Source organism: Plantactinospora sp. CNZ321 (assembly GCF_004217235.1).
Genome location: NZ_SHKQ01000001.1, coordinates 574,192 through 590,603, shown reverse-complemented (window position 1 = coordinate 590,603; position 16,412 = coordinate 574,192). Strand labels below are relative to the sequence as shown.

16 protein-coding genes are annotated in these 16,412 nt (G+C 71.0%); 7 read left to right on the top strand and 9 right to left on the bottom strand.

Annotated features, from left to right (window positions below; all coding sequences use genetic code 11):
• Positions 1–439: 439 nt before the first annotated feature.
• Positions 440–1,960 carry a helix-turn-helix domain-containing protein gene (locus EV371_RS02570; RefSeq protein ID WP_349340955.1) on the bottom strand — a complete coding sequence of 507 codons (1,521 nt, stop codon included), beginning with the start codon at positions 1,958–1,960 and terminating at the stop codon, positions 440–442.
• Between EV371_RS02570 and EV371_RS02565 the strand changes: the two genes are divergently transcribed.
• Both EV371_RS02565 and EV371_RS02560 read left to right on the top strand, forming a co-directional pair.
• Entirely contained in the window at positions 1,952–2,740 is a 789-nt protein-coding gene (locus EV371_RS02565) for a DapH/DapD/GlmU-related protein (protein ID WP_349340956.1), read from the top strand. The two genes, EV371_RS02570 and EV371_RS02565, sit on opposite strands and share 9 nt — an antisense overlap.
• Positions 2,737–3,936 carry an acyl-CoA dehydrogenase family protein gene (locus EV371_RS02560; protein ID WP_130460621.1) on the top strand — a complete coding sequence of 400 codons (1,200 nt, stop codon included), beginning with the start codon at positions 2,737–2,739 and terminating at the stop codon, positions 3,934–3,936. Before EV371_RS02565 ends, EV371_RS02560 begins: the two co-directional genes overlap by 4 nt.
• Here EV371_RS02560 and EV371_RS02555 read toward each other — a convergent pair.
• Positions 3,906–4,388: an NUDIX hydrolase gene (locus EV371_RS02555; protein WP_486484448.1), complete on the bottom strand. Its 483-nt coding sequence runs from the start codon at positions 4,386–4,388 to the stop codon at positions 3,906–3,908. The genes EV371_RS02560 and EV371_RS02555 overlap by 31 nt on opposite strands.
• Positions 4,389–4,612: 224 nt before the next feature.
• Positions 4,613–5,086 (bottom strand): hypothetical protein, encoded by a 474-nt coding sequence (locus tag EV371_RS02550; protein WP_130460620.1) that lies wholly within the window; start codon positions 5,084–5,086, stop codon positions 4,613–4,615.
• A 142-nt stretch (positions 5,087–5,228) separates the two neighbouring features.
• On the opposite strand from EV371_RS02550, the gene EV371_RS02545 reads away from it, so the two are divergent.
• A complete protein-coding gene (locus EV371_RS02545; protein ID WP_130460619.1) occupies positions 5,229–6,050 on the top strand; it encodes an SDR family oxidoreductase in 822 nt (273 codons plus the stop codon).
• A gap of 39 nt (positions 6,051–6,089) precedes the next feature.
• On the opposite strand, the gene EV371_RS02540 is transcribed toward EV371_RS02545, so the two are convergent.
• The 6 genes from EV371_RS02540 to EV371_RS02515 all read right to left on the bottom strand — a co-directional run bounded on the left by EV371_RS02540 (position 6,090) and on the right by EV371_RS02515 (position 12,341).
• Positions 6,090–6,749 carry an SRPBCC domain-containing protein gene (locus EV371_RS02540; RefSeq protein WP_130465601.1) on the bottom strand — a complete coding sequence of 220 codons (660 nt, stop codon included), beginning with the start codon at positions 6,747–6,749 and terminating at the stop codon, positions 6,090–6,092.
• Positions 6,750–6,836: 87 nt separating this feature from the next.
• Positions 6,837–7,445, bottom strand: a complete 609-nt coding sequence (locus EV371_RS02535; protein WP_130460618.1) for a fibronectin type III-like domain-contianing protein — start codon at positions 7,443–7,445, stop codon at positions 6,837–6,839.
• A 33-nt stretch (positions 7,446–7,478) separates the two neighbouring features.
• Positions 7,479–8,768 carry an IS701 family transposase gene (locus EV371_RS02530; RefSeq protein WP_486484425.1) on the bottom strand — a complete coding sequence of 430 codons (1,290 nt, stop codon included), beginning with the start codon at positions 8,766–8,768 and terminating at the stop codon, positions 7,479–7,481.
• Positions 8,769–8,788: 20 nt separating this feature from the next.
• Entirely contained in the window at positions 8,789–10,963 is a 2,175-nt protein-coding gene (locus EV371_RS02525) for a glycoside hydrolase family 3 C-terminal domain-containing protein (protein ID WP_130460617.1), read from the bottom strand.
• 72 nt (positions 10,964–11,035) lie between these two features.
• Positions 11,036–11,887 (bottom strand): MOSC N-terminal beta barrel domain-containing protein, encoded by an 852-nt coding sequence (locus tag EV371_RS02520; protein ID WP_130460616.1) that lies wholly within the window; start codon positions 11,885–11,887, stop codon positions 11,036–11,038.
• A gap of 55 nt (positions 11,888–11,942) precedes the next feature.
• Positions 11,943–12,341 carry a DUF4267 domain-containing protein gene (locus EV371_RS02515; protein WP_130460615.1) on the bottom strand — a complete coding sequence of 133 codons (399 nt, stop codon included), beginning with the start codon at positions 12,339–12,341 and terminating at the stop codon, positions 11,943–11,945.
• Between the two features lie 107 nt (positions 12,342–12,448).
• Between EV371_RS02515 and EV371_RS02510 the strand changes: the two genes are divergently transcribed.
• The 4 genes from EV371_RS02510 (at position 12,449) to EV371_RS02495 (ending at position 16,390) form a co-directional block, all read left to right on the top strand.
• A complete protein-coding gene (locus EV371_RS02510) occupies positions 12,449–13,027 on the top strand; it encodes a WHG domain-containing protein (RefSeq protein WP_130460614.1) in 579 nt (192 codons plus the stop codon).
• A 78-nt stretch (positions 13,028–13,105) separates the two neighbouring features.
• Positions 13,106–13,828, top strand: a complete 723-nt coding sequence (locus EV371_RS02505) for a TetR family transcriptional regulator (RefSeq protein ID WP_165436585.1) — start codon at positions 13,106–13,108, stop codon at positions 13,826–13,828.
• Positions 13,821–14,750, top strand: a complete 930-nt coding sequence (locus tag EV371_RS02500) for an ABC transporter ATP-binding protein (protein ID WP_130460612.1) — start codon at positions 13,821–13,823, stop codon at positions 14,748–14,750. Before EV371_RS02505 ends, EV371_RS02500 begins: the two co-directional genes overlap by 8 nt.
• Entirely contained in the window at positions 14,747–16,390 is a 1,644-nt protein-coding gene (locus EV371_RS02495) for an ABC-2 transporter permease (RefSeq protein ID WP_130460611.1), read from the top strand. Before EV371_RS02500 ends, EV371_RS02495 begins: the two co-directional genes overlap by 4 nt.
• Positions 16,391–16,412 lie beyond the last annotated feature (22 nt).

The following is a 16,412-nucleotide window of genomic DNA, read 5'->3' as shown; positions in this document are numbered from 1 at the left end:
ATCGCAACAGCAGGGCGTGGGGTGAGCCACCGCCGGTAGAACCCAGCTGCGCCCGGCCACTGCGTCGGGCGAGGATCGCAACGGCTGGCCGCATGGGCGGCAGCCGTCGACGCCGTACGCTGCGCCCGGCCACTGCGTCGGGCGAGGATCGCAACGAGCCGGAGCCAGTCGGCCAGGGCCGCGCGGATGGCCGCTGCGCCCGGCCACCGCGCCGGGCGAGGATCGCAATATCTCCGCCTGGTTCATCAACCAGGTCACGGACGAGGCTGCGCTCGGCCATTGGGCCGGCGTAGATCACAAGTGTGATGGTCAGCTATAGATGTCACGGCTGTGGACCGGCGCGCATCTGGCGCCAGAAGTCGACGGCCAGCTCTCGCGCGAGGCGCCAGCCGGTCGGCTCCACCTCACCCGGTTTGGTGGTCACGACGCCGCCGACCTGCTATGCATCGACGCCGATCCGGGCAGCGAGTTCACGAACCCCCGTCAGGGTGCTGCGAGTGTCGGTGGAGATGAGTTCGCGGGTCAGGTTCTGCGCCCATGGCCGGTAGCGGACCTCCTGCGGGGTGTCGCGCTCAGCCGCGAGTAGGGCTTGGAAGGCGCCGGTCGAGCGTCCCCGACCGTGCAGGGCCAGGGCGGTGTCTTCCCAGTAGCGGGCACGGCGCTCGGGCGCGGTGATGCGCGTCGGGTCGACCTGTCGGGAGTAGTCCACGGCGGCGCCGTAGTCGCCGAGCACCCGCGCCACGCTGATCTTGTAGACGGCAAGGTCGAGTGGGTTGAACCGGTCGGCGTCGGCGCTGCCGGCTCGGCGGGCGGCGTCTTCGGCTTCGCCAAGCAGGGTCCAGGCGGTGTCGCGGTCGTCGCGTATCGCTGCGGTGTACGCGGCGACGGCGAGTAGCTGCCCGTACATCGCGGTCTGCCGCAGGTTGGTCAGGCCGGTGTCGGCGTCGAGCTGCTGCGCGGCGTGCAGCACGAGGCGCTGGGCGCCGTCGCGGTGGCGGGTGCGGCGTAACACGGTCGCGGCGAGCCGGGTCGCCTCCGCGACAATCAGCGGGTCACCGGATGCTCGCGCGGCTTGGACGGCACGGTCGGACGTGGACCAGGCCATGCCGTCGTCGTGCAGCTTGATCAGTAGTTGGGTGGCGACGCCGTACGCCTGGGCCAGGCGGGCTGATGCCTGTCCCACCTGGCCAGCGGGGGCCTCGTCTCGTCCGATGGTGGCCTGGGCGAGCAGGCGGGGCAGTCGTCGGGCAAGTTGGCTGTAGCGGCAGGCCCGGAAGTCGGCCTTGGCGGCGGCCAGCTGCGCACCGAGCTGGTGGTCCGGCAACGGAACAGCGGTGACCCGGCCGAAGATCACGTCTTCCACCGTGGCGGCCATGTCCCCAGCGGCGTCCGTGGGCAGCAGGGCGGCGCCGGTGGTCAGGCCAAGAGTGCCGGCGATCAAGTCACGTCGACGCATCCAATCACCACCACCATTGTTGGGGCCTTCGATCACCCTAGCCGCACTGGTCTGCGCTGACGGGGAGGACGGGGCCAGCCCGAACAGACGCAGCGGAATCCCGTACACCTGCGCCAGTCGACGTAGCTCGGCAACGGTCCAGTCCCGCCGCCGGCCGTTCTCCCACCGGGACATGGTCGCGGCGGAGTAACCGGTGCGCTGGCCAGCTTCCTCGAGAGTCAGCCCGGATGCGGTCCGGGCGACGCGTAGCAGCGTCCCGATGTCGCCGACATCGGCGGCAGCGGCAACGGCGGGCATCCCTGTCCAGGCCGGTTCGGTCTGCATGCCCACCTCCTCACGACGGTGGTTCTTTGAGGGTGACCGATGGGTTACGGGTCGTGCAAACCGCTTGCAACGAATGCGTCCATGTCTATGGCCCTGCTTCTCGTCGCAGATGCACTGGATCCAGCCGGCCACCTTCTGGCCGGGCTCAGCCAGCAACATGAAGGAGCTGCGATGATGCACCCAACCACCACCGTCGACAGTCCGGTCACCGCGCCGGACCTCCTCCGAGCCGGGCTGCTGGAGATCGGCGACGGCTGCCGGGTTCACCCGACCGCCGTGTTCGTGCCGGCCGACATGCTCGGCACGCTGCGGCCCATCGTGCTGGGCGCCGGGGTCAGCATCGGCGCGTTCACCGTGGTCCATGGCGGTACCCGTGTCGGCGACGAGGCCCATTTCGGCCACCGGGTGATCCTCGGAGAGCCTGAGTACGGGTACGCGATCCGGCAGGTCTACCAGGGCGTCGGCGGCACCACCACGATCGGCTCCGGCGTGGTCATGAGGGCCGGCGCGACCGTCTACGCCGGCGTGTCTGTCGGAGACGACACCACGATCGGCCACAACACCCTGCTTCGCACCAACGTGGTCGTCGGATCGGGCAGCCAGCTGGCGGCCAACCTGACCGTGGAGCGGGGTACCCGGATCGGTGACGGTGTGCGCTGCTCCCCGAGCTCACACCTGACCGCCGACACCATCGTGGCGGACCGGGTGTTCCTCGGCGCCGGTGTCCGTACCGTCAACGACAAGCAGCTGATCTGGCGTGACCCGGACAACGAGCAGCCACTCGATCCGCCGGTGTTCGAGCACGGCTGCAAAGTTGGATCCGGTGCGGTCCTGCTCGCCGGGATCACCGTGGGCGCCCACGCGCTGGTGGGGGCCGGCTCGGTGGTCACCCGGGACGTGCCCGCCAACACGATTGTCTACGGCGTCCCGGCCCGGCCACACGGACAGGTGAAGCCATGACCCCGGCGCTTGCCTGGCTGGAGCCGCTGCGCTGCAGCGTGCCCGAGTTGGATGCGGGCGCGTGGGGCGACCTTGGCCGACTGTCGTGTGAGCTGGCTCGACAGGTTACCACCGCGCCGGCCACCGGCGACCCGAGCCGCTCCCGGTGGCTTCTGGACCTGCGCCGGCATCTGGCCGAACGCGTCTACCACGCGCCGGCCGGCCCGTCCGGGCTCGTGTGGCAGACGTGCGCCCAGTTCTGCGCGGGCGTGCACGATCTGGATCTGCGCGACGTGACCGGGGCAGGGCACGGGGCGATGGTCCTCAGCGACGCCGCCGAGGTCACCGCCGAGACCTGGCGAGCCCGGCTGGACCGGGGCGACCTGGTGGGTATCGCCGTGACCGAGCGGCACGGTGGCTCCCGCGTTCAGGAGATCACCAGCCAGGCCCGGTTGCGCCGGGATGGCCGTTGGCGCGTCAGCGGGGAGAAGTGTTGGGTCTCCCGGCTGGTCGAGTCGGCCGGGTTCGTGGTGTTCTTCCGCGCCCCGGACAGCCGGATCACCGCGGCGGTCGTCGACGCTGTCGACCATGGGTTGGAACGGGAGCCGATCGCGCCGTTCGGGCTAGCTGGCTGGTCGTGGGGCGTGTTGCGGCTGCATGACGTGCCCGTCGACCCGGCCGTGGATCTACTCGGCCGGGCAGGCGACGGGCTCGCAGTGTTCCGTCGCCACTTCGCCCGGTTCCGGCCCCTGATCACCGCCACCGCCCTCGGCGCCGCCGCCGGGGTCCATACCCTCGTCGCCGATGCGCTCGCGGCCCGGCGCAAGGTCGGAGTGCTGCCTCGGGTGCGCGACAACGCGCTGATCACCCTCGGGCGCACCCACGCCGAGATCACCGCCGCGCTGCTCGCCACGATCACCACCAGCCGGCTCGCCGCGACCGGACATCCGCACGCCGACCTGGCGGCCCGAGTCGGTAAGGCCGCTGGCATCGACACCGCCCACCGCGCCGTGACCGACCTCGCCCCGCTGCTGGGGGCATGGGGGTTCCAGCAGAACAGCCCGATCGCAAAGGCTCGTGCCGACCTGACCGGCCTGCTCTACGCCGACGGCGTGCACGACAGCCTGTACCGGTCCGGCGGCATCAGCCTCCTGCACGCGTCGATGGCCGCTTCGCCACCACCGGTTCAGACGACGCGAGTCCCGTCCTCCAGGTAGCCGGTAACGCCATCAGTCACCGCCTCTAGCGCGACGGCGACCCGCCGAGCCAGCAGCGGCGAAAGCCGCTGCTGCGCCTCGGCCAGGGTCGACCACGCCCAGCCACGCAGTTCGTCGGCGGGCAGATGAATCTCACCGGTCCGCGTCGCGTCCAGGATCCCGCCGTCATAGACGAACATGACCCCCTCGGTACGGCCGGTACGCGGCGGCACCCAGTCCACCACCAGCAGACGACTGGGCGCGATCGACAGGCCGAGCTCTTCCTTCAGCTCGCGCACCGCGGCGTCGTACGGCGACTCGTCCGCGTCGACCGCACCACCAGGCAGCTCCCAGTAGTCCTTGTACACCGGCTCGACCAGCAGAATCCGGCCGTCGTCGTCGCGAAGCAGCACGCCAGAACCCATCCGCTTGCGCGGCAACGTCGCGGTGTAGTCGCCAGACGATGAGGTCACCGAGGGAGGCTACCCGGCCAGCGCCACCTCATACCGGAATTCTGGTCCATCCCGACGCCCCCACCAGCGCAGACGGGGCGGACGCCGCACAGCGCGGCTCTCGCGCGCCGCCGAGACCGGTGTACGGAAGCAGCAAACCCGGGCGTACGGCGGGCCGCGTTCGCCGAGGACCGACCGCGAGGGCGGCCGTGCTGACGCGGCGCGGTACGCACCCGTCGAGTCGGCTATTCGCCGTCGTCGTGGAACTCCCAGCCGCAGTCGCGGCACTTCCGGCCCCACCATTCCTCGGCCCAGTCGTGCCGCTCGTCGATCATGGCGATGTCGCCGCAGACGACGCAGAGGAAGGCGAACTGGCAGGCGGAGGTGTCGTAGCCCTTACGGCGGTGCTCCGGTACGTCCCGGACCGGGATCCACCGGTTGCCCGGGGTCTGGTGCGAGAGCCAGTATTTCTCGTAGCCACATCGGACACAGGTCTCGACCCGCTCGCAGAGCCGGTTGCCGTCGGTGGGCTCGCCGTACTCGTGAACTGATCGGGTGGGCAGCGGGGTACGTCCGCAGACGCACCGTCGTTCCTGTCGGCACGGGTTTGCGGGGTCGACCCGCCTGTCGTGTGGCATTTCCTCGAAACTGTGCAGGGTGAGCAGGCACATCGTCCGGCGGAACCAGCCGACGTGTCGCTGCGGCGCTGTCCGGTCCACGTCCACCCTCGACCTTCGTCGGGCGTTAGCGGCGGGTGAGTCGGTCGTCGACGACAAGTGACGAGCCTCATCAAGCTTCCCGCGCGGGCCGTCGCGAACGCAAGGTTGACCTGAAGTGCGGTTGAGGAGGTGTACTGAGCCGATGATCTTCGACGGACTGCGGGTCGTCGTCACCGGTGCCGGCCGGGACACCGGCCGTACCCTGGCACTGGCGTTCGCCGAGCGCGGCGCGCACGTGGTCGTCTCGGCCCGGGATCCGGCGGCGGCCGGCCGCACCGCGGACCTGATAGCCGGGGGCGGGGTCGGCACCGCCGAGGCGTTCGGCTGCGACCTGGCCGACCCGGATTCGGTACGCGGGTTCGCGGCGGCCGTGGCCGAGCGGACCGACCGGATCGACGTCCTGGTCAACAATGGTGCCGGCTACCTGCACGGCGTCGGACTGGACCACGCCTCCGACGAGGACATCGTGCACACGATCGCCGGTGCCGCCACCGGCACCGTGCTGCTCACCCGGCACCTGCTGCCGCTGCTGCGCGCCTCGGGCCGGCCCGACATCGTCAACCTGGTTTCCGCCTGCGGCGAGGTCGGCCACCACCGCTCCGAGGCACACCCGGCCTTCTACGCGGCCAAGCACGCCCAGGCCGGGTTCGCCGGCATCCTGTCGCACCGGCTGCGCGCCGAGGGGATCCGGGTGATCTCACTGTATCCACCGGACTTCGTGCAGGAGGACGGGGCGCGCGGGCAGGAGGACGGGGCGCGCGGGCAGGAGGACGGGGCGCGCGGGCAGGAGGACGGGGCGCGCGGGCAGGAGGACGGTCCGCGCGGGCAGGAGGACGGTCCGCGCGGGCAGGAGAGCGGGTCGGGTGGGCCGCTCACCGCGCGGTCGGTCGTGGAGTGCGTGCTGTTCGCGGTCGGGCAGCCCCGGGACTGCTTCATCCGGGAGTTCCACTTCGAGCAGGTTTGAGCGGGTACGGCCGCCCGGAGAGGGCCCGCTCGGGCCGGCTCAGGGGGCACTCGGACCGGCGGGCGGGTCCGGGGCGTAGAAGCGCGTGGTGTTGGCGACCATTGCCGCCACGGCGTCCGGGTGCTCTCCGCCGGCCACCGTCGCCGCGCCCCACGCGTTGCTGCTCAGCGTCATGAACTCCCGGCCCTCCCGGGACTCGCTCCAGGCGTTCGGGTCGGTGATGGCCCCGCCGCCGAGGTAGAGGCCGAGACCGAGCAGGGAGAGGTCCCAGCCGACGCCGACGGCGCCGGGGCCGTACTCGGTCCACCGTTCCGGGTCGATCACCGCGACGTGTTCGAGTTCGAGGACGACCCGCTCGGCACCGTCACCGGGGGAGAGCCGCACCTCGACCTCGCTGAATCCGTCCTCGACCGGCTCGCCGAAGATCCAGGTCAGCCTGAACAGGCGGGGCGGCTCGCAGCGGATGATCTCGCCGCCCGCGTTCCCCTCGACCTGGTACCGGCCGCCGAGCTTGAACTCCCCGCTGACCGGCGCGAACCACCGGGGCAGCCGTTCGGGGTTGGTGACCGCGTCCCAGAGGTCGTCCACCGACGTGTCGTAGGTCCTGCGCAGCAGGACGGTCCGGCCCTCGCCGACCGGCGTCGCGGCGTGACCGACCGTTCGATGGATCGCGTTGATCTCGTCGACGATGTCCACCATCACTCCCTCAAGGCTGCCGCTGCGGAACGAACGGCAGCTTATCAGGCTTGACTTATATAAGTGCAACCGTGTGCGATATCGGTCCGGCTATCGCACCCCGATCACGAACTCGGTCGACCGGCTGGTGCCGCGATAGCTGACGGTGGCGGTGATGGTGGCGACCCCGGTCGCCTCGGCCCGGATGCCACCCGACCCGTCCACCGAGACCACCTGCGGACGTTTGCTCTGGTACCGCACGGTCGCGCCGGCCGGCAGCGGCGTGCTGGCCCCCTCGGCGCGGTAGCCGTACCGGGTGTCGTCGGTCATCGCCATGGTCAGCTTCGGGGACAGGTCGGTCCCGGCGGGGACCAACGTCGGCGCGGTCGCGGTGACGACCGACAACGCCGGGCGCAGCGCACCCCGGACGGTCACCACCGCCCGCAGCCGGGGGTCGGCGTCCGCACTGGACCGGCCGACCTGGAAGGCGTACGCGCCCGGGTCGACCACGTACCGGCCGGCGCGCTCGTCGAAGAAGGCGAGGTTGGCGACGGGTACCCGGAACTCCACCCGCCTGGTCTGCTTGGGACGCAGCGAGATCTTCTCGAAACCGGCCAGCCGCTTCGCCGGGCGTTCCCGGCTCGCCGGCGCGCCCGGGGTGGAGACGTAGAGCTGCACCACCTCGGCACCGGCCAGCCGGCCGGCGTTGGTGACGTCCACGCCGACCCGGACCGTGCCGTTAGTACTCCAACGTCACTTCGCCTGTCTGCGCTGGTAGTGGGATCGTCGGGCTCGGGCTTGGGATGTTCGTCGCCAGATCGACCAGTGCAGGGTGTGTTCTGGCGGTGGCGATGTGGCGAGGACGAAGGCGTTGAGGAGTCGGCGGATCTCGGCGACGGTCAACGCGATGATCTCCGAGTCGGGATCGGGTTGCTGGGCGGCGAGGATGGTCAGGACGGCCAGGGCGAGCATGGCCAGGGTGATGAACCGGTGCCAGCCGGTCCAGCCGCGGACCTGGTAGTGGTCGAGGCCGACCTGGCCTTTGCCGGTCTGGAACAACTCCTCGATGCTCCAGCGGGAGCCGGCCACGGTCACGAGGGTGTGCAGCGGCACCGGCCGGGGTGACCAGCACAGGTAGAAGGCCAACTCGCCGCTGGTGCGGTTGCGGCGGATGAGCAGCCACCGATACTCGCCAGGGCGGGCGGCCGTGGTGATCCAGGCCCATAGATAGTCGCGGGGCCCTTTCGCGCCCGGCCCGCAGCTGTGCCGCTGCCACTCGCGGGTGGGGATCCGCTCGGCGAGTTCGTCAACGCGGATGAGGGTGCGGCCGTCGTTGACCGCCACGCGTCGGTCGCAGCCGACCGCGAGGACGTAACCGATCCCGCGGTGTTCGAGGTCAGCGCGCAGGCCGGGGTCGGCGCCGTAGACCTCGTCGCCGGTCACCCATCCGAACGGGATTTCGGCGTCCAACGCGGCGGCGATCATCTGTCGGGCCAGCGCAGGCTTCGTGGCGAACCCGACACCGTCCGGAACGCCGGCGGCGGCGAGACGCTCGGGCTGCTGGCACCAGGTCGTCTCGGGTAGATAGAGCCGGCGGTCGATCAGCGCCCGCCCCAGAGGTGAGACATAGGCCAGGAACACCCCGACCTGGCTGTTCTCGATCCGCCCGGCGGTGCCGGTGTACTGCCGCTGCACCCCGACCGAGCACATGCCCTTCTTCAGGAAGCCTGTCTCGTCAGTGGCCAGCACGGCGTCAGGGTGGCCGAGGTGCTCGATCAGCCAGGCCCGCACGTCGTCGCGGACGGCGTCGGCGTCCCACACCGCCGTACGCAGCAGCCGCTGCATCGCCTGCGGATCATCGTGACCTGCCCGTTCCGCCAGGGACCAGCAAGTCTTGCGTTCCACGCGCGACAGCAGCCCTTCCACGAACTGCCCGGCGGTCCGGCGTGGCTCCGCGCGGACGAACCGGTCAGCGACACGCGTCACCGCCTCGTCCAGGATGACCCGCCACTGATCAAGGTCTACGCTGTGGCACACGGCCACCGCACGATCTTCGGTTGTCCTCACAAACCATCGATGATCAACGCGGTGGCCGTCCTCATGCCCACGCCACGCCCATGGCCGAAGCCAAGTGACGTTGGAGTATTAGCGTCCGCCCTCCGGCGGTCGACCCGCAGCTTCGAGTAGCCGAACCCGCTGTAGCCGAGGCCGTGGCCGAACGGGTACGACACCTCCCCATCGAAGTACATGTACGTCCGCCCGGGCCGTCCGTCGCCGCCCCGGATCGCGTAGTCGTCGATCGGCGGCAGCTGACCGGCGTCCCGGTACCAGGTGAACGGCAGGTGCCCGCTCGGGTTCCGCGCCCCGAGCAGTACGTCGGCCAGTGCCTCGCCCTTGCGCTGCCCGTTGTACGAACTCCACAGCATCGCCGGCACGGCCGGCTCGAACCCGGTCACGTCGACCTGCCCGGCCGTCTCCAGGTAGACGACGGTGTTCGGGTTCCGGGCCGCCACCTGGCTGATCAGGGACGCCTGCGCGCCCGGCAGCGCCAGTGTGGACCGGTCGACGTCCTCCCGGGAGTGCCGCTCGTCGGTGCCGGCGTACACGATCACCAGGTCGTAGTCGGCGGCGGCCGCCACCGCGGCCGGGTCCACCTCGGCCAGGCTGCCCGGGGTGACCCCGGACAGGTGCTCGACGATCGCGCCCGGGTTGATCCGCTGGATCGCCGCCCTGAGCCCCTGGTGGCCGTTGACCTCGTTGGCCTGCCCGGCACCGGCCTGGATGCTGGAGTAGCCGCCGAGGTACGTGGTCGGCGGGTTGGCGTAGTGCCCGAACACCGCCACCCGGTAGGGCCCGGACGCCGGCACCCGCAGCGGCAGCAGCGCCGTCCGCCCCGGGCCGCCGGTCCGGGCCTTCGGCGCCTGGTTCTTCAGCAGCACGATGCTCTCCGCGCCGACCTCGCGGGCCATCGCGAGCCGGGCGGCGGTCTGGGTGACCGCGCCGTTGGCATCGGAGTTCGTCCAGGTGCCGAGCGCGACCCGGGACCGGGCGGCGGTCACCCACGGTACGTCCTCCGGCCGGTCGAACTCGCCGAGCCGGATCCGGGTGGTAAGCAGCCGGACCACCGAGGCGTCGACGTGCTCCTCGGTGTACCGGCCGTACGGGGTGTCGATGCCCCGGGCGACCGCCTCCGGGATGGTGTTGGCGTAGCTCCACTCGTCGTGGTGGCCCTGCTGGCAGTTCAGGTCCTCGCCGGCCGCGTTGGCCCAGGCGTGCCGCTCGACGTGGTCGAGCGGGGCCGAATGGCCGGGCGGCTGCCAGCGGTGACCGTGCTGGATCTCGCGGATCGAGTCGCAGTCGGAGGTGAGGAAGCCGTCGAACCCGAAGGTCTGCCGGGCCAGCTCGTCCATCAGGTAGCCGCTGGCCGAGGTCGGTACCCCGTTGACCCGGTTGTACGAGGTCATGATGGACGCCGGTGAGCTGCGCTCGACCACCTGGCGGAACTGCGCGGTGTAGTACTCGCGCAGCGTCCGGTCGTCCATGTCCGCGGTGCCGCGCAGCCGGTCGAACTCGCTGTTGTTCGCGGCGTAGTGCTTGAGCGTGGTGCTGGTCTTCAGATATCCGCCGCCCTCCGGCAGCAGCCGGCCGTTCCGGTCCTTGCCCTCCATCCCGTTCACGAACTGCGCGGCGAGGGCGGCGGTGAGCAGCGGGTCCTCGCTGAACGCCTCGTCGTTGCGGCCCCAGCGGGGATCGCGGGCCAGGTTGATGGTCGGGGAGTAGAAGTTCAGGTCCAGCCGGTTGTCCCGGACCACCTCGCGGGCCTCGTCCGAGATCAGGGTGGCCTCCCGGTGCACCAGGTCGGGGTTCCAGGTGGCGCCGAGCGACAGGTCGACCGGATAGGAGGTGGTGTTGACCAGGATCGGCGGGTTCGCGTTGTGCAGGGTGCCCTCCCGGGCGACGCCGTGCGCGGCCTCGTTCCACCAGCCGTAGGCGGCGATGCCGAGCCGGGGCAGCGCCGCCGACTGGCTGCTGATCATCTGGGCGGCCTTCTCCGGCAGCGTCATCCGGGAGACCAGGTCGACGGCCCGTTCCTCCGGCGAGTACGACCGGTCCAGGTAGATCGGCCGGCTGTCGCCGCTGGTCCCGGTGGGGACCGCCGCCTCCGGCGCCTCCGTGCATCCGCTGCCGCTGAGCAGTACGACGGTGACCACCGTCGCCGTGAAGGCCCGCGCCCGCATCCCGCCATCCCCTCCGCCGGTCCGCTGGAACTACTGGCACCTCGTACGCTGCCAGCCGAGGCCGGGCCTGCGCTACCGCCAGTCCAGAACCTCCACGGCGTCACCGACGCTGACCGTGGGAGCTTCGCCGGCAGGTCCGCCCGGTTCGGTCCGTACGGTCAACTGGAGACCGAAGAGGAGCTTCCGGCCGATGTTGCGCCGTGTGGCGAGCATCCGTAGCGGCTCCCGTCCCCGTTCTCCGGTCTCCTGGTCGATCGTCGAGATCAGACAGCGGCCACACTCGGCGGCGCCCTGGAACACCGCCCCGCCGATCCTGATCCACCGGCCGACCCACTCGCCCTCGGCCCACGGCGCGGCCCCGCTGACCACGACGTTGGGACGGAACTGGATCATCGGCAGCGGCCCTTCGGTGCTGCCCGACTCCAGCAGCCAGTCGTTGAACGAGTCCAGCGACGCGGTGTTGGCCAGCAGCAGCGGGGTGCCGTCGGCGAAGCTCAGCTCGGCGCCGACCTCGGCCGGAACCGCCCAGGGAACGAGGTTTCGGGTGGGGTCACCGAGCCAGACCAGCCGGGCGTCGCGCCCCAACAGACGGTGGAGCCAGTCGTCCGCCTCGGGGCCGGCGGCGCGGACCGGTGCGGGCGGCCGTCCCCGGTACACCCGGACCTGGATCGTCTCGCCGCCGGTCGGCTCGGCCACGTCGAGCGGGGTCAGCCCCGGTGCGTCCAGGGTCAGCCCGCCCGGCCGGGAAACCGCCCGCATCGTCACCAGCTCCCGGTGCTGGCGCTGGGTCAGACCGAGCCCGTGTTCGTCCACGATCAGCCAGCGTCGGTCGCCGTCCAGGCCCCACGGCTCGACCCGCGCCGTGTCGCGGTCCATCCGGCGGCACCCCTTCACCGGATACGTATGTATCGATGCGACTCGCATGCGGTCAGGATGGCACGACGCGGCGGGATGCCGGTACCCGTTCCGGCGGGCCGCGTTACCCGACGAGGAGAAGCACGCTGATCGTCAGCATCGCCACCGCGGTGGCGCCGTGGATGCCGTAGACGGCCGCCCTGGGTCCGTTGCTGCGCCGCACGATCAACGCGTCGCCCACGGGTATGCCGGTGGCGGCCAGCATGAAGCAGCCCAGCAGCTGGGGTGACGCGCCGAGCACCAGGATGAGGATGAAGAGCCCGCAGGCTGTGTCGCGTACGGCCTTGACGGTCAGCCACGCCCGGAAGCTGGGGTTCTCGGTTGGCGTGTCCGGGATGCCGAAACCGACCGCGGCCTGTGGAGCCCAGAAGGCCCGTGCGCCCATCAGGATGACGCCCACGCCGATCAGGCCGGCGAACACGGTGGCGACGGTGGTGAGCACGGTTGCTTCCTCGGTGAGCATGGGTGGTTTCCTCTCGGCGGCGACGGCCGTGGTGCTAGCAGTGCTAGATGTCATGCCGACGATAGGTGTACCTCCGGCAGAATGTCTAGCGTTGCTAGGATCACATCATGTCCGTCATCAGAGAGCGCCGTGAACGTGAACGCGCCCAGCGCCATCGGTTGATCATTACGGCGGCCCGTGAACTCGCCGAAGCCGAAGGCTGGGAGGCGGTGACGACGCGAAGGCTCGCCGAGCGCGTCGAGTACAGCCAGCCCGTGCTCTACAGCCACTTCGACGGCAAGGACGCCATCGTCCGCGCCGTCGCGATCGACGGCTTCGGCGAACTCGGCGCCCACCTGCGCCGGGCGCGACTGGCCAATCCCGAGCCGCCGCAGGCACTGCGCGCCGTCTGTCGCGCCTACCTGGAGTTCGCTACCGAGCGGCCGGCCCTCTACCAGGCCATGTTCGTCATGCCGACCGACGTGAAGTTCGCGCACGAGGAGACGCCAGCGCCGCTGCGCGCCGGCTTCGACGAATTCGTCAGCTGTCTCCGCCCGGACAACGCCCGGCGCGAACTGCTCGCCGAGCTGATCTGGAGCGCGTTGCACGGCATAGCCACCCTGTCGGGCAGCGGCCGCGTCCCCCGGGAGACTCAGGATGAGCGGCTCGAGCTTCTCGTCGCCCAGCTCGGCGACACCCCAAGCTGACCGCGCTGGCGATTGACTGAATGTTCGGTCAGCGCTACAGTACTGACTGAACATTCAGTTAGTGAGCGGAGGTCGTCTGTGGGGAGCGAGTCGGCAGATTCCCGTGGTGGGGCGGAGCGCATCCTGGACGCCGCGGTCAATCTCTTCGGCCGCGACGGGGTGAAGGGCACCAGCCTGAAGGCCATCGCCGCCGAGGCGGGCGTCTCCCAGGCGCTGGTGGTGCACCACTTCGGCTCCAAGGACGGCCTGCGGCGGGCGTGCGACCACCACGTGGCCAGCGTGACCCGGGCCAACAAGGAGGCGACCGTGGCGGAGGGTCCGCAGCTGGACCCGTTCCTCTCGCTCCGTCGGCTGGAGAAGAGCCGTCCGATACTGCGCTACCTGGCCCGCGCCCTGACCGAGGGCGGCGACCAGGCGCGCGAACTGATCGACGAGTTCGTCGCGGACGCCGAGGAGTACATGAGGAAGGCCGAGGAAGCCGGGTACGTCAAGCCGAGCCGGACCCCGCGGGAGCGGACCGTTGTCCTGGTGCTCTGGTCGATGGGCGCGCTGGCGATGCACGAGCACGTGTACCGGCTGCTGGGGGTGGACTTCCTCGCCGAGGACGCACCGCCGCAGAGCCTGGCCCCCTACGCGCGACCGATGGTCGAGCTCTTCACCCAGGGACTGATGGTGGAAGGGGCGTTCGACCGGATGGCCGACATGTTCGACCTGCCCGAGTCGATCCCCGCCGACATCGCCCGCGGCGATCATCCGACACCATCCACAGGTGAGCGAAGGAGTGACGATTCAGATGCGTGATGCGCCAGTGATCTCCGCCCAGGGCCTGGTCAAGACCTTCGGCAGCACCCGCGCCCTGGACGGCCTCGATCTGCAGGTGACCCAGGGCGAGGTACACGGCTTCCTCGGTCCCAACGGCGCCGGGAAGTCGACGACCATGCGCGTGCTGCTGGGCCTGCTGCGGGCGGACGGCGGCACCGTCCGGATGTTGGGCGGCGACCCGTGGCGCGACGCGGTGGAGCTGCACCGGCGGCTGGCCTACGTGCCCGGCGACGTCGAGCTGTGGCCGAACATGACCGGCGGTGAGGCCATCGACCTGTTCGCCCGGCTCCGCGGGACGCTGGACCGGAAGCGACGCGCCGAGCTCTGCGAGCGGTTCGATCTGGACCCGACCAAGAAGGCCCGCACCTACTCCAAGGGCAACCGGCAGAAGGTCGCGCTGATCTCGGCGTTGATCTCCGACGTCGACCTGCTCCTGCTCGACGAGCCGACGGCGGGCCTGGACCCGCTGATGGAAGTCGTCTTCCAGCAAGCGATCGCCGAGGCGAAGGAGGCCGGCCGGACGGTGCTGCTCTCCAGCCACATCCTGGCCCAGGTCGAGGTGTTGGCCGACCGCATCTCGATCATCCGAGCGGGCCGGATCGTGGAGACCGGCAGCCTGTCGGAGCTACGGCACATGACCCGGACCACGGTGGTCGCCGAGACCGACCAGCCAGCGGACGAGCTCGCCCGGGTCGACGGCGTACACCACCTGGTTGTCGAGGACGGCCAGGTCCGGTTCCTGGTCGACGGCGACCGCGTCGACGAGGTCGTGCGGGCCCTGGCTCCGCTGGGCGTTCGGTCCCTGGTCGCGCACCCGCCGACGCTGGAACAGCTGCTGATGCGGCACTACGGCGACGACCTCCACCAGGCGGCCGCGAACGGTCGGGAGGTGCTGCGGTGACCACGATCGCCACCACTGTTCCGCGACGCGGGTCCGGCGGCCCGGAGTCCCTGGCGGGCGTCGGCACGCTGGTCAGGTTCCTGCTGCGGCGGGACCGGATCAAGCTCCCGGCCTGGGTCGCGGGCCTGGGTCTGTACGTCGTTTACATCGGTGCCGCGCTGCCCCAGCTCGCGCCGACCGAGGACGACCTCGCCTCGATGGTGACGCTGTTCACCGAACCGGTCGGCCGGATGTTCACCGGGCCCGCCTTCGGCATGGACAACCCGACCTACGACCGGTTCTTCGCCGCCGGCTACGCGCCCTACCTGTTCCTGCTGGCCGCCTTGATGAACATCATGCTGGTCACCCGGCACACCCGGGTCGAGGAGCAGACCGGGCGGGCCGAGCTGGTGCGCGCCAACGTCACCGGCCGGCACGCCGCGCTCACGGCCTGCCTGATCGTCGCCGCGATCACCAATGTGCTGGCCGGCGTGGTCGTGGCGGGCCTGGCGATCGGTGCCGGCTTCGCTCCGGCCGGATCGGCGCTGATCGGGTTGGGTACCGGCCTGACCGGGATGGCCTTCGCCGGGATCACCGCGGTGGCCGTACAGCTCAGCGAGTACTCCCGCACCGCCGCCGGGATGGCCGGCGCCGTCCTGGGCGCGAGCTTCGTGGCCCGGGCCCTCGGCGACATGGCCGCGGTGGGCGGCAGCGCGCTCTCCTGGGCCTCACCGCTCGGCTGGGCGTCCCAGACCGCTCCCTACGTCCACGACCGCTGGTGGCCCCTGCTGCCGCCGGTCGCACTCGCGGTGCTGGCGACCGCTGCGGCGTACCTCCTGCAGGGCAGGCGTGACTTCGGCGCCAGCCTGATCGCCGCCCGTCCCGGCCCCGCCGAGGCGCGGCCGTCGCTCGGCACACCCTGGGGGCTCGCCGTCCGGCTGCAGCGTGGCGGGTTCCTCGGCTGGGGCGCCGGCATCCTCCTGCTGGGAGTCGTCGACGGTGCCTTCACCCAGGCGCTGCTGGACGCCGGCGACGAGATGCCGGACGCGATGTGGGACCTGCTCGGCACCGAGGGCCTGCTCGACGGGTACGCCGCCTTCCTCGGCTCCTTCGTCAGCGTCCTGATCGCTGCCTACGCGGTCTTCGCGATGCAGACGCTGCGCACCGAGGAGAATCGCGGGCGCACCGACGCCGTGCTCGCCACCCCCCTCGGCCGGACCGCCTGGCTCGGCTCCCACACCGCAACCGTGGCGATCGGTGCCACGCTGATCTGCCTGGTCACCGGGCTCGGCACCGGCATCGCCGCGGCCGGGGTCACCGGCGACTGGGCCCTCGTCGGTGACGTGCTCGCCGCGCACCTGGGCTTCCTGCCCGCGATCCTCCTGGTGCTCGCGGTCTGCGCCGCCCTGTACGGCTGGGCCCCGCGGCTCCTGGCCCCCCTGGGCTGGACCCTGGTGGTCCTGGCCGCCGTCGTCACCTTCTTCGGCGACCTGCTCGACCTGCCCGACTGGCTCGCCTCGCTGTCGCCCTTCAACCACCTGGCCCGGCTTCCCCTGGAGGAGTTCGCCATCACGCCCGTCCTGCTCCTCACCGCCGTGGCGGCGGCAGCGACCGCCCTGGGCCTGGTCGGTTTCCGACGACGCCAGGTCCACGTGGTATGACCTGGCTCCCGCGCGAACCGGG